This is a genomic window from Chryseobacterium sp. TB1-D10 (assembly GCF_059803555.1).
Window position 1 is genome coordinate 27,796 of sequence record NZ_JAPFHB010000016.1, and the last position, 14,541, is coordinate 42,336.

Below are 14,541 nucleotides of genomic sequence, written 5' to 3' on the forward strand. Positions count from 1 at the left end.
TACATTTAATTAGAAAAAGCCCCAGAAAAATCTGAGGCTAAAAAAAATAAAAAGAAGAAAAAGATTTATTTTACAATCACTCTCTTCACATCGCCATCCGAAGTTTTTACCATATAAACGCCTGTGGAAAGTTTTGAAGTATCGATGGTCAAAGCATTGCTTTCTTTACCCAGTAATTTCCCGGACATATCGTATAATTCGTAGTCTTTGGTTTTATTGAAATAAAGTGTATTTCCTTTATTTACAAGATTCGGGAAGATGTTGAATGTCGCTTTTTCAGATTTCACATCGCCAGTTGCAAGAGTTGGAGAAAGAACCAATTCATACATAGAAAGTGTTCCGCTGATTTCATTGGCAACAATCACATAACCTTTTCCTGTTGCTGAGTTTTCTGGAGCAATGTAAGTTATGCCTTCCGGACCGTTGTCGCCACCGTAAGCGGTTGTCATTCTGGAATGTTTGTAATCTGTGAATGTTACGTTATTAGGATCTGTGACATTATAAACCATTACGCCTCCAGTTCTTTCCAAAGTAATGAATGCAAAAGTATTTCCTTTGATATTTCCAAGCGTCACACCTTCCGGTTCAGGGCCTTTTGCACGGCTACGGTTTTTAGCACCGTTAGCTTCATTATCTGCATTGAAAATCAAAGGATGATAAGCTGCAACGTGTCTTTCGAACTGATCGCCGCTGTCATAAACAATGGCTTTCGTATCCGCATTGAAGATGGAGAATGATCTTGCGCCCAAAGCGTGAATCTCTTCATATTCGTTGTCGCCGTCTGTGTTTCCGTTCACACTCGTCACCCGGAATCTTCCTAAATTATGAGAAGCTTTTAATACAGAAGCATTCGGGAATATTGTTGAATCTAACGCAAAACCGTTTGCACCAACCGTAGTTCTCTCACTGAAACCGCCAAGATCTTTCTCGTCGCCTTCGTTGGCTGTTATGATGTAGTTTGTACTTCCAACTTTTAGGTAAGCCATTGCATCAGGATTGTAATAAGCTTTTACCGGCCAGTTTGCGATCAGGATTTCACCATTGTTATCAGACGCATCGAAGCCATTTCCTGGAAGGCTCATGTCTTTTTGACCTAATCCCCAAATGTTTCCTAAAGTTTTCGTGGCTAAATTAACCTCAATCACAGCATTGTTCTCCTGACATGAAACCCAGGCTTTCTGGCTGTCTGCGCTGATGGCAATATATTCAGGTTCAAGATCCTGAGCAAATGTGCTGGTAGATTTTACTTTTCTCACGCCTGATGCGGCTAACGCTGCTTCCTGACCATTGAAACCAGCAAAGGAAATTGTCGTCACATTCGATTGCAGAAGATTTGAAATGCCTCCGGTGATGTCAATAATGCTGATAGAACCTTCAGGATCTACTGTGTAAGCATCGTTCGGTTCACCTTCGTTGGCAGTCATCACTTTTGTTCCGTCTGGTGTGAAAGTGATCATATCTGGTAAAACACCTACAGTGACTTGTTTCAGGAAATTACCATCGATGTCAAAGAAGACAACTGAACCGTTTTGTTGCGCATTGGTTCCGTTTGGGGAAGCTACTGCAATGATTCCGTTTTTCACTGCCACACTTGTGATTCCGCCATAAGGCAACATGTTAACAGTTTTGATGACACTTGGACTGGTTGGATTACTGAAATCAATAATATCAAAAACATCTGTCAAAGAACTGATCGTGAAAAGTCTTTGCGTTGTTGGATCGTGAACCACAATCTCTGTAGAACTGTTATTGTTTCCGGAAGGATCGAAGAATCCGAGATAGTTTAATTCAATTTGTTTTGATGCAACCGGTGCTTGTTTGTAATTATCAACAATATAAATTGTGGATGCAGCGTCACCGGAAATAGTTGCGCCAACTGGATTTTCAAGAGCTAGAACAAAATATTCTGCTTGCTGTTCTGCCAAAGTATCATCAATAATTGGAATGTTTACAGTAACACTCGTAATAGATGGCGTAATATTAATTGTCTGACTTGATAAAGTAAAATCACTGCTGTTTGCTGTACTGAAAGGCGCAGGTTTCACAACCAAATTTACAGTTGCAGTCGAAGGGTTTGTTACATTAATTTTGAATGCTAATGTTCCCGCGTTTTCATTAACCTTAATAAAAGTTTTATCCAAAGATATGCTTGTTCCGGCAGTTGTAAAAGTGGATGAGGTTGAAGAAGTCACCGCATTATCACTTGTATCCTCAACTGTATTCGGTTTTAAAGCTAAATAATAAGCTTGATTTGGAATAAGTCCGGCTGTAGGAATCACCGTAATTTTATTATCACTGAAAGCTGTTGTGAAAGGAACTGCATTTCCTGTAGCATTATTTAATCTTAATTCAACAAGATTTTGGGCATTTGCGTCAGTTATCGCAGAATTGTCGATCAGTCTTACATTTTCATTAAAAGTGATTGTAGGATTTGCTGTCGAAGCATTATTAATGCTGTTCGCTGGTGCATAAGTGACTGTTGGTGCCGTTGTGTCTGCATTTCCAGTCGGATTTGCATCCACTGTAAAATTGTCAAAACGGTTATTTCCTTCAACACCGCCGCCAGTCGCAGCAAATTCAACTTTCAGTTTGAAGTTTGGATTGTCGGAAACGCCTGTTATTGCTGAGAAATCAAAAGAGATTAATTGCGGATTGGCACTTTGCGGATTTACGGTTTGATAAGTAGTAAAATTAGTGCCGTCTGTAGAATATGACCAGGTTTGTGTTCCCGCTCCCGAGCCAGATCTTCTGGTTGTGAATTTTACCACAACATCCTTATAGCCTGTCGTTGGCAAATTAAATTTGATATTGCCATTAATTGGTAAATTATATCTCAAGTGCGTTCCGGAAGCATCACCGTTTCTAGCATTTAAATTACTGACATTGAAGTTTTGTCCAGTTCCTCCGGCAAAATCAATGAAAGTATCAACATCAACAGTTGTTCCTGTAGAAACCGCTGTCATAGAACCATTTAAAAGAGATACTGTAGGGGAGGTAATGGCTGAAACGGAAGCATTGTTGTTAAAGTTCCAGTAGTGAACCAAAGTTTGTCCCGAAGCTAAGCCGTGAAATAACGCAGCAATCGGCAAAAGACCTTTGAAAAGGTATTTGTTTTTCATTTTTACTTTTATTTTAGATTGGCGTAAAGATGAAAAATGTTGCGGGCTCGGAACTTTAAATGAACTTTAATTATTATTTAAGAAAGCTGGAAATAATGGTTGTTTTTAGAGCGTTTTTAAGTGAAAGTTAATCCATAGTTATCATTAAGGTAATTGACCTGGGGCTAAAAGTTATGCATCTTGCATGTCCTTATTTTCCTTCTATAACTTTGGTGTAAATGCTGTGAACCAAACCATCTGCCACAGAGATCTTTGGAACGTAAATATGTTTGATATCTGCCCACGTCATTACATTATTGAAGATTGTAAGGGCTGGAACTATAACGTCTGCACGGTCTTCACGGATTTGGTAATTGTGCATTCTCTCTTCCACAGAAAGTTTCTCCATCTCTTTCAGGTATTTTTTGATTACGGAAACAGGCATTGGCTTACCATCTTTGGTCTTGCTCATCGAAAATATCTTGTTGATATTCCCGCCGGAACCAATGGCCACAATCGTTTTTTTACTTTTGATTTTGTCTTTGATTTCGTCTTTCATATCATCCCAAATCGTGGGCGTTACCAATCCATTCAAGAGACGAATGGTTCCGATATTGAAGGAATGCTCGTATTGCATTTCATCGTTTTCATAGAAGGTAAGTTCCGTAGAGCCGCCGCCAACATCTACATACAGATAGGCAAAATCTTTATCAAGTCCTTCTGCGACGTGATTTTCATAAATTAAAGTTGCTTCTTCGTCGCCGGTAATGATTTCGATATCAATATCCGACTGTTCTTTTACGATATCAATGATTTCCTGTCCGTTTTTGGCATCACGCATCGCACTTGTAGCGCAGGCTCGGTAATGTTCGACTTTGTAAATCTCCATCAGTTCACGGAAAATCGTCATCGTTTTGATGACCATCTGCTTTCTTTCCGCACCAATTTCGCCCTTGCTGAAAACGTCAAAACCTAATCTAAGCGGAATTCTCAGAAGATTCAGTTTTGTAAAGTCTGGTTTGCCATCGCATTCTTTTACTTCATTGATGAGCAGTCTGGCGGCATTACTTCCTATATCTATAGCGGCGATTATCATTGTGGGATGGAATTATATTATAAATTTAAACTAAATAATTAGTATTTCTGATTTTTGAGATAATTGTAAGTCTCGATTTGTGATCTTTTCTGTTGGATTTTGTCTGTTTCAACATATTCATTTCTCATGTTTTTGTCCAGAATTCTGGATTTCACGTTGTCTGAAAGCTGAAGATCCAAAAGCGTTTTCAGTTCTTTTTTTAGATTTTTCTGCAAAACCGGTGTGGCAGCTTCTATCCTGTAATCCAGGTTTCTCGTCATCCAGTCTGCGGAAGAGATATACATATTCTCGGCACCTTTATTATAGAAATACATCACTCTGGCGTGTTCCAGATATTCGTCTACAATACTGATAGCATATATTTTTTTTCTAAATTCTTTCTGATTCACTGCACAATAGATGCCACGAACAATCATTTTCACTGTTACGCCGGCTTGAGCAGCATCGTATAGCTTCAGGATTAAACTTTTATCGCTCAGGGAATTGACTTTAATAATCATTTCCGCTCGTCTTCCTGCTTTGGCTTCCTCGATTTCCTTATCAATATGAGCAATGATTTTTTCTCTCATAAAATCCGGACAGACCAACAGGCTTTTACAACTTCTAAGCGTAATAGTCGGGTCTATTTTCGGTTTGTTGAGCGCTGCAAAGATTTTATTAATATCTGCCATTATTGCCCTGTTGGATGTCATCAATAAATGATCACCGTAGATCTTGGCTGTTTTTTCGTTAAAGTTCCCTGTGCTGATAAATCCATACTGGATAGTTTTGTTGTGCACACGTTTTTTTATGACACACAGTTTTGCGTGTACTTTTCGGTTCGGGAAACCGAGAAGGACTTTTACGCCTTCCAGTTCCAGTTTATCTTTCCAGTAAAGATTTGATTCCTCATCAAATCTCGCGCGCAATTCCAGCATTACTGTCACTTCTTTGCCATTTCTTACCGCATTGATGAGAGCATTTACGATCTTGGAACTAGATGCCAGTCTGTACGCCGTAATTTGGATCGATTTTACATCAGGATCCATCGCTGCTTCTCTCAGGAGATCAATCACAGAATCGTAAGAATGATAAGGAAACGTCAGAAGCACATCTTTTTTAATGATCACATCTGTCACCCTTTGTTTGTTAGCAAATTCCGGATGCATAAACGAACTCCTTTCAATAGGCTTTTCGTAAGTTTTGAAGACATTCGGAAAATCCATAAAATGCCTGAAATTGTGGATCTTCTGTCCTGGGATGATGCTGTCTTTTTTTGTCAGATTAAGTTTTTTGATAAGAAACTCCAGCAGGGCTTTGTCTATTTCCTTATCAAATACAAAACGTGTTGGTTTTCCTTTTCGTCGGCTTTTTACGCCTTTTTCAATTTTATCTGCTAATGTTGTTTTGATGTCATTATCAATGTCAAATTCGGCATCTTTGGTCACTTTGAAACAATGTGCTGTGAACTCGTCGTAACCAAAATAGGAAAAAATATGAGGCAAATTGTAAATAATGACATCTTCCAGTAGCATTACGTCTTTTTGCTCAGGATTTTCTGTTGGCAACAGGACAAAGCGTCCGTTTGCAGTTACCGGAACTTCTATGATGGCGTATTGACTTTCATAAAGCCATTCTTTTCTGCGCATCGCAATGCCAATGAAGAGACTTTTTTCACGGATATAAGGCATTGGCTTATTATCGTGCAATAATATAGGAATCACATTGGATTCTACCTCTTCATCAAAATACTTGACAACAAATTCTTTCTGGACTTCAGTTAGGTGTTTGTGGTCTTTTATGAAAACTTTTTCCCTCGCCATTTCGCGCTGAACATCCTTCCATGTTTTGTCAAAGTCCTCCTGCTGATGCATCACAAGCTTGTTGATCTTTTGCAAAATTTTAGAAGGTGCATCATAAAAAGATTCGCTCAGGACTTTTTGTTTAAAATCCATGGCGCGTTTCAAACCTGCAACTCTCACGCGGAAAAACTCGTCCAGATTATTGGAAAAAATTCCTAAAAATCGAATTCTCAAGTGTATAGGAACACTTTTGTCCATTGCTTCCTGTAAAACTCGGGCGTTGAAACCGAGCCAGGTGACATCGCGCGGATTAAATTCTTGTGGCATTATTGGGTTTTTGATTATCTCAAAAGTAGTGAAATTCATGGGAATATTTTGAGGGTTTAAACTACAATGTTCTTATGCAGCGGTATGTTTCGGAAGTGTAAATTAATTTTTAAATCAACTTACCAGAAGACTTTGTTGCGGATTGAACAATTAATTTTGAAATAATTAATAAAATCTTTAAAACATGTTGAAAAAAAATATAGATTTGCAACCCTTTAATTAATTTTAAAAAATATGAAGAAATTTTTATTACTACTCTCAAGCACTTTTTTTCTAAGTGCGTTCGGACAGAGAACCTGTGGCACAGACAAGAAAATGGCGGAGTTTTTTGCTGCCAATCCACAAGCGAAAGCAAACAGAGAAGCTTTGAAAGATTATTTGGTCCACAATGATTATGCAATCTCAAAAAGAGCAGGTGTTGTAACCATTCCCGTTGTTGTACATGTTTTATATTCCTCTACTGCTATGAATATATCTGAAGCTCAGATTGCTTCTCAAATCAAAGTGTTGAATGACGATTTCAGAAAACTCAATGCAGATTTCAATACAGTTGTTCCTTCTTACTTCCAGGGAAACGCAGCTGATATGGAATTGGCTTTTTGTATGGCGACCAAAAAACCAGATGGCTCTACGACTACAGGAATTGAAAGAAAATCTGTAACGGCAAATTTCAATTTTGATGACAATTATTACAAAACTTCCGGTTTGGTAGCTTGGGATCCTACAAAGTATCTTAATATTTGGGTTGGTAATATGTCAGCAGATTATTTAGGCTGGGCTTATCTTCCGGATTCTGCTGGTGCTGCTTACGATGGGCTTGCTATTGGATATAAACAGTTTGGAACTACAGGAACAGTTGTTTCTCCTTATAATAAAGGAAGAACTGCCACTCATGAGATTGGACATTACTTTGGATTGGAGCATCCTTGGGGTTCTGTGGAAGATTATGGGAATTCTCCAGTAAAAAGTAATTGTGGTAAAACGGGTTGGGATGATTTCTGTGCTGATACGCCGGCAACTTACTACCCTCATTTTGATAAACCATCTAATGTAAATATCTATACTTGTGTTTCTACAAACAGTGGAGCGATGTTTATGAATTATATGGATTATGTTGAGGATAACCAAATGGCATTCTTCACAAACGGACAAAAAACAATCGCTCAAAATACAATGTCAGGTCCAAGGGCTAGTTTATTGAATTCTAATGCTTGTGCACTTTTGGCTGTTGATGATGTAGAGAAATCAAACTCAATCAACCTTTTCCCAAATCCGGCGGTTAACTATATTTCGATTGCTTCTCCATTAGTTAAAATCAACGAAGTTGAAATTTTTGCTAATGATGGAAAACTGGTTAAAAAAGCGACTGTTGCTAATGAGACTGACAAAATTGATGTGAAAAATCTTCCCGTTGGAACTTACTATGTGAGAACTTACAACGAAACTGGTTTTGTAAAATCAATGAAGTTTATCAAGAAATAATTTTATTTAAATATAAATCTGAAACTCTGTCGAAAGGCGGAGTTTTTTTGTTAATGACAATTTGTCACTTTTTTTGACGTGGTACAAATATTGAGAATTGCTCATTGTAAATATTAATAATAACAAAAAATAACATATAAAAAAATGAGTAAAATAATCGGAATTGACTTAGGTACTACCAACTCTTGCGTTGCAGTAATGGAGGGTAAAGATGCTGTAGTGATCCCTAATGCAGAAGGAAAAAGAACAACACCTTCTATTGTAGCGTTTACAGAAGATGGTGAAAGAAAAGTAGGAGATCCTGCAAAAAGACAGGCTGTAACAAACCCTACAAAAACTGTATATTCTATCAAAAGATTCATCGGAACGCATTTCAAAGATGATGCTTCTGAAGTTTCAAGAGTACCTTACGCAGTAGTAAGCGGACCAAACGATACGGTAAAAGTAAAAATCGACGACAGAGAATATACACCACAGGAAATTTCTGCAATGATTCTTCAGAAAATGAAGAAAACTGCTGAAGATTATCTTGGACAAGAAGTAACAAGAGCGGTAATTACTGTTCCGGCTTACTTTAACGATGCTCAAAGACAAGCTACTAAAGAAGCAGGAGAAATTGCTGGTCTTAAAGTAGAAAGAATCATCAATGAGCCTACAGCAGCAGCTTTGGCTTATGGTATGGACAAGTCTCACAAAGACCAAAAAATTGCAGTATATGATTTAGGTGGTGGTACTTTTGACGTTTCTATCCTTGATTTAGGAGACGGAGTTTTCGAAGTATTGTCTACAAATGGTGATACGCACTTAGGTGGTGATGACTTTGATGATGTAATTATCAACTGGATGGCAGATGAATTCAAAGCTGAAGAAGGTGTAGATCTTAAAGGTGATGCTATCGCATTACAGAGATTGAAAGAAGCTGCTGAAAAAGCAAAAATCGAATTGTCTTCTTCTCCTCAAACTGAAATCAACCTTCCTTATATCACAGCTACAGCTACAGGTCCTAAACACTTAGTGAAGACCTTAACTAAAGCTAAATTTGAGCAATTATCTGCTGACTTAGTAAGACGTTCTATGGAGCCTTGTAAAAAAGCGCTTTCTGATGCAGGTCTTTCTATCTCAGATATCGACGAAGTAATCTTGGTAGGTGGTTCTACAAGAATTCCAATTATTCAAGAGGAAGTTGAGAAATTCTTCGGTAAAAAACCTTCAAAAGGTGTTAACCCGGATGAGGTTGTAGCAATTGGTGCAGCTATCCAAGGTGGAGTTTTAACTGGAGATGTTACAGACGTACTTTTATTAGACGTGACGCCGCTTTCTTTAGGTATCGAAACTATGGGTTCTGTTTTCACTAAATTAATTGATGCAAACACAACTATCCCAACTAAAAAATCTGAAGTATTCTCTACAGCTTCTGACAACCAGCCGGCTGTAAGCATTAGAGTAGGACAAGGTGAAAGACCAATGTTCAACGATAATAAAGAAATCGGTAGATTTGACTTGACAGATATTCCACCAGCACAAAGAGGAGTTCCTCAGATTGAAGTAACTTTCGATATCGATGCAAACGGAATCTTAAGCGTTTCTGCTAAAGATAAAGGTACTGGAAAAGAGCAGTCTATCAAAATTCAGGCATCTTCAGGTCTTTCTGACGAGGAAATCGAAAGAATGAAAAAAGAAGCTCAGGAAAATTCTGCAGCGGATAACAAGAGAAAAGAAGAAGTTGAAATCTTCAACAAAGCTGACGGATTGATCTTCCAGACTGAGAAGCAATTGAAAGAATTCGGTGATAAATTGTCTGCTGACAAAAAAGCAGCGATCGAAACTGCTCACGCAGAATTGAAAACCGCTTTCGAAGCTAAAAACGGTGACGATGTAAAAGCTAAAACCGAAGCTTTAGATGCAGCTTGGATGGCCGCTTCAGAAGAAATGTATGCACAAGGTCAAGGTGCTGATGCTGGAGCTCAACAAGCTCAAGGAAATGCAAACGGAGCAGAAGATGTTCAGGATGCAGACTTTGAAGAAGTCAAATAAGTAGCAATTATCATCGATTAATATCGATTTAAATAAATTAGTAAATCGCTGTAAATGTAATGTTTACAGCGATTTTTTTTGTTTTTGTATTTTTATTAATTGTTGATTTTAATCGATTTTTGTTGTAATTTTGTATCCTACTTGTACCGCGTTTTATTTGGTTAGTATGTGCGTCTTATGCGCCTTAAATACAAAAAAAACTCAAAAAACGGAAGATGTTCAGGATGTTATTTCAGAATGGGATTTAGTAAATTGAAAATACCTAGGGTGTGTGAGCAGTGTTCCAAACCCTTTGAAGCAAAAACAGTTATGACTCGTTTTTGCTCTTTATCTTGTAATAATAAAGCATTAAAAGAGAAGAAAAAACTTGAAAAAGAAAAAGTAGAAAAAGACAGTCTTTTACAAAAATATAAGAACAAGATTGCCGAAGTTCAGAATAGGGAATTTATTTCAGTTGCAGAAGCGACTGTTATGTTTGGACTTTCCAAAGATACTGTGCACAGATGTATAAAACGAGGAATCATTACTGGAATTAATCCAGGCTCAAGATTGACTCGTGTGAAGCGATCAGATCTGGAAAATTTATTTTCATCAGTTGAAATACCGGAAGAAAAGGAAGTAATAATTGAGAAACACAATTTTGAAGTTGGTAATTGTTACACAATTTCCGAAATTAGTTCGAAATTCCACGCTGATCCAGGAACTGTAACAAACCTAATTAAAAGAAACAAAATTCCTACAAAGAAAGTTGGAAGTTTTGTGTATGTTCCTAAAAATTTAATTGATAAAATTTTTGACGGAAAATGAAAGAGTTATTAAAAACCAAAGTTACCGTACGATTGCGAAAATCCGAATTCCGAAAAGAATGGTTTATTTATTTGGAAAGTTATCCTGTGATGATTCCTGGTAAAGATAAAGTTCAGAGAATCCGGGAATATTTGAACCGAAGCGTCACAACCGTAGATTTTGATAAGAAAAGACCTGCAAGAACAACCCAAGAATCTGTTTCATTTAAACCTAAAAGAGATGACAATGGTATTATCGTATGCAAAAGCGAAAATGATCGGGAAACAATGTTCTATGCAGATTCTATGCGTAAATTACGTCAGAGAGAATATGACAATATTGGACTTTACAGCGAACTTGACAAAATTCAGGTAGAACAGAAAGAAAAATCGCAGGAAAATTTTGTGGGATATTTTGATCGGTTGGTTAATAAAAGACATAAAAACAATTCCGAATCGATTCAAGTAAATTGGTATCGTTCGATAGAATTTCTAAAAGATTTTGGAGGAGAAAAAATTATGTTTTCGCAGATCAATACAAAATTTTGTGAACACTTTAAATCATATTTGTTGACTGCAAAAAGTGGCAGCAATAAGGAAGAGATTATTTCTCAAAATACGGCTTCGACTTATTTTTCAGTATTCAAAGCTGCGTTAAAACAAGCTTTTATTGATGGATATTTTATGACTGACATTTCTGCTAAAATAAAAGCTATTCCGCACGAGGAATCAAGACGAGAATATTTAACACTTGATGAACTTAATACTTTAGTTGAAACGCCGTGCGAACTTGAAGTTCTTAAACGAGCAGCACTTTTTTCTGCTTTAACAGGTCTACGACACTCCGATATTCAGAAACTAACGTGGAACGAAATAAGTATTGAAAACGATCAGGCAAAAATAAATTTTACACAAAAAAAGACAAAAGGTGTAGAATATATGCCTATGTCTAAACAAGCATTACAACTTTGTGGTGAAGTAGGTCTTCCAAATGATTTGATTTTTAAAAATTTGACTAATCCGGCTTGGATTTCCCGACCACTCAAGAAGTGGATTGAAAGTGCCGGAATTACCAAAAAAATAACCTTTCATAATTTCAGACACACTTTTGCAACACTTCAACTTTCGAGTGGAACTGATATTTACACAGTGAGTAAAATGCTTGGTCATACGAACGTAAAAACTACGCAGGTTTACGCAAAAGTTGTTGATGAAAAGAAAAATAAAGCTTCGACCGCTATTCATTTAAAAAACTTATAAAATGCACTTGAAATATTTCGAATATATTGTCATCTACCTCTCCGTTCTATTAGTATGTGTAATAGGGGGAGCGTTAGCAAGAATTTCTTTTGTTGAAAAAGGTGGTGACGAATATACCGCAAATATTGTATTTTGGTCAATCACAGCATTAAGTATATTATTTTATGCGCTTATTATTTTATTTCTCGATGGCATAATTGTCTTATTCAGAAAGATTTTCCCTAAAAAGGGCAGTTCCGAGAATTCAACTGTAGATATTATGCCATCTGAAAATCTTGAGAATGTTGGGGAGAAGCAAAAACAAATAATTGATGAAAATACACTAATCTATTCATTTGAAAATTCGGAGGAAAACAGTGTGAGTCAAACTATTGAATCCATAAATCTAGAATCTATAAGAAAAACTCAACTCCAGCAAAAGCAACAAAATGAAAGTGTAAAACTACAAATCGCTCTGGATTATACTCAGAATCAATTAGCATTATATGTAACAGATGAAGATATTGATGCACTTTGTAATGCCGTAAGTTTATATTCAAAAAATGAAAAGATTCCTAACGATATTTCTGTCCACACTAAAGGAGTAACTAATCTAGATCTTTATCATTTCGGTTGGAATATTTGGAATTATTTTAGACCAATAAAACAGGAAGAAATTTCAAAATTATTAAAATCTGTTTTCGTTTCGCTTGATGATATTGATTTAGATAGTATCAAGTCACATTTGAAAGATGAACCTCAAAAAGGTAATATAAAAATTCAAGAAGACTTGACAGACTACCAAAAAACATAAAAAATCACAAAATGAAGTGTATGTTTAGTGATTCCTCTGTGATTGCGTGTTTATAGCGATCACAGAGGAATCACTTTTTTTCTTTGCACCATAACAATCAAAAACAATAGTTATGGATAGCAATGACATTTCATTTGAAAATCTGCCACGAGCAGTCGCACATTTGGTTAGCGAAATAGCCGAAATTAAATTTCTGGTAGAAAGGAAAGAACCTCCGATAATTCCCGTAAAAAGAATTCCGATTGATATTGTAGAAGCTTGCCAAATTATAGGAAAGGCTAAACCTACTGTTTATACTCTAGTGCGGAAAAGATTGATTCCTTGTTATAAAAATGGCAAGAAACTGTACTTTTTTGAAGATGAATTATTGGATTGGATTTCTAAAGGAAAGAAGAAAACATTACAGGAAATCCAATCTGAAGCGGAAGCCAATTTTAGAAAAAATTCGAGAAAGGCAAATGTAGATTCTAACCAAAATCTACAAAGATGAGCCAAAAAATCCCCTACATCCGAGTTGGAACCACCTATTATAAAGTGATAGAAAAGCCATTAATTTCGGGCGATAAAACTTCAGTTTTGGTAAGATGGAATCGAGAAACAATCGTGAGCGATCACGGGAAATCATATGTGTCAAATGTGCCAAAATTTGATGGTTTCTGTTGCATTCCGGAGCATTTAAATTATCAACAAATTGTTCAGGGTTTCTATAATATTTACAATGAAATCCCATTTCATCCTTCATCTGAAACGGAAGATTTGAAATCTAAAATTCTATTTTCCTTAAATTTTGTAGCGCACATTTTCGGTGAACAACTGGAAATGGGTTTGGATTATTTAAAAATTCTCTTACAATTTCCAACGCAAATTCTGCCGATTTTATGTTTGGTATCTAAAGAACGTGCTACCGGAAAATCAACTTTTATCAAGTGGCTGAGAGAGATTTTCGGCTTAAATATGACTTACATCAAAGGAGATTCATTCGGAAGTCAATTCAATAGCGATTGGGCAGCAATGTTGTTGGTGGCAATCGATGAAGTTTTCTTTGATAAAAAAGAAATTACAGAAAGACTCAAATATCTATCTACGACCAATAAAGATAAGTTGGAAGCTAAAGGAAAAGACAGAGAAGAAATCGATTTTTTCGCTAAGTTTATTCTTTGTTCCAATAATGAAGAGAATTTTATTCAAATCGATGAGAATGAAATTCGATTTTGGATTCTGAAAATCAATCCGATCAAAACGGAAAACACTGAGTTTTTGAATAACCTCATTTCCGAAATCCCCCATTTTCTTCGGTATTTAATCGAAAGACCATTTTCAACGGAAAAGAAAACAAGAATGTGGTTTTCCGCCGATGAGATCAGAACAAAAGCACTTCAGAAATTAGTTTTTAAGAACAACAATAAGTTAGAATCCAAAATCATTGAATTGCTGTACGAGTTTTTTGAAAGCAACAATGATGAAGAGATTAATGTCGTTCCGCAAGACTTGCTGAATATGATGAATAGGATGTTTCGCCCAACTTACTGGACAAGAAATGATATCCGAAATCTTTTAAAGGAAACTTGGAAATTGAATCCGCAAAATAATGGTTTGACCTACATCAGATACGACCTTGATTTTGCAGGAATATTTTACCAAAACAATTCAGTCGGTCGCTATTTCACCATAAAAAAGGATTTTATTCTTAATAAACGTGTTGAAATGTTGAATTGATTGATAATGAATAGAAAATCAAACACTTTAAACTCAACAAAATCCTCAACAAATATTTAAACCCAACTTTTTGTTGAATGTTTGTTGAGCGTAAAAACTCTAGTTTGTTGAATTGTTGAGCATTTGTTGAGCATTTAAATATTACTTAATCAATACATTACAAGGTTTT

General features: G+C 36.3%; 10 protein-coding genes. 7 read left to right on the forward strand and 3 right to left on the reverse strand.

The genetic code is table 11. The features are described from left to right. Positions 1-65: 65 nt before the first annotated feature. The 3 genes from OPU68_RS17290 to ppk1 all read right to left on the reverse strand — a co-directional run bounded on the left by OPU68_RS17290 (position 66) and on the right by ppk1 (position 6,302). The gene (locus tag OPU68_RS17290; protein WP_498475190.1) at positions 66-3,119 is read right to left on the reverse strand and encodes a choice-of-anchor I family protein; all 3,054 of its coding nucleotides are present in this window, start codon (positions 3,117-3,119) and stop codon (positions 66-68) included. 190 nt (positions 3,120-3,309) lie between these two features. Then, complete coding sequence (locus tag OPU68_RS17295; RefSeq protein ID WP_498475191.1) at positions 3,310-4,194, reverse strand: Ppx/GppA phosphatase family protein; 885 nt, start codon at positions 4,192-4,194, stop codon at positions 3,310-3,312. 38 nt (positions 4,195-4,232) lie between these two features. Continuing rightward, positions 4,233-6,302: a polyphosphate kinase 1 gene (gene ppk1 / locus OPU68_RS17300; protein ID WP_498475192.1), complete on the reverse strand. Its 2,070-nt coding sequence runs from the start codon at positions 6,300-6,302 to the stop codon at positions 4,233-4,235. A gap of 234 nt (positions 6,303-6,536) precedes the next feature. Here ppk1 and OPU68_RS17305 point away from each other — a divergent pair, with 234 nt between their 5' ends. The 7 genes from OPU68_RS17305 (at position 6,537) to OPU68_RS17335 (ending at position 14,372) form a co-directional block, all read left to right on the forward strand. Then, the gene (locus OPU68_RS17305; protein ID WP_498475193.1) at positions 6,537-7,784 is read left to right on the forward strand and encodes a zinc-dependent metalloprotease; all 1,248 of its coding nucleotides are present in this window, start codon (positions 6,537-6,539) and stop codon (positions 7,782-7,784) included. 144 nt (positions 7,785-7,928) lie between these two features. Then, entirely contained in the window at positions 7,929-9,818 is a 1,890-nt protein-coding gene (gene dnaK, locus OPU68_RS17310) for a molecular chaperone DnaK (RefSeq protein ID WP_498475194.1), read from the forward strand. 237 nt (positions 9,819-10,055) lie between these two features. After that, positions 10,056-10,625, forward strand: a complete 570-nt coding sequence (locus OPU68_RS17315; RefSeq protein WP_040998371.1) for a helix-turn-helix domain-containing protein — start codon at positions 10,056-10,058, stop codon at positions 10,623-10,625. Continuing rightward, on the forward strand, positions 10,622-11,863 hold the full coding sequence (locus OPU68_RS17320) for a site-specific integrase (RefSeq protein WP_040997820.1): 1,242 nt from the start codon (positions 10,622-10,624) through the stop codon (positions 11,861-11,863). The genes OPU68_RS17315 and OPU68_RS17320 overlap by 4 nt, the downstream gene beginning before the upstream one ends. A 1-nt stretch (position 11,864) precedes the next feature. Then, on the forward strand, positions 11,865-12,656 hold the full coding sequence (locus OPU68_RS17325) for a DUF2214 family protein (RefSeq protein ID WP_040997818.1): 792 nt from the start codon (positions 11,865-11,867) through the stop codon (positions 12,654-12,656). Positions 12,657-12,768: 112 nt separating this feature from the next. After that, the gene (locus OPU68_RS17330) at positions 12,769-13,146 is read left to right on the forward strand and encodes a helix-turn-helix domain-containing protein (RefSeq protein WP_089027428.1); all 378 of its coding nucleotides are present in this window, start codon (positions 12,769-12,771) and stop codon (positions 13,144-13,146) included. Further along, on the forward strand, positions 13,143-14,372 hold the full coding sequence (locus OPU68_RS17335; RefSeq protein WP_040997815.1) for a primase-helicase family protein: 1,230 nt from the start codon (positions 13,143-13,145) through the stop codon (positions 14,370-14,372). The genes OPU68_RS17330 and OPU68_RS17335 overlap by 4 nt, the downstream gene beginning before the upstream one ends. Positions 14,373-14,541 lie beyond the last annotated feature (169 nt).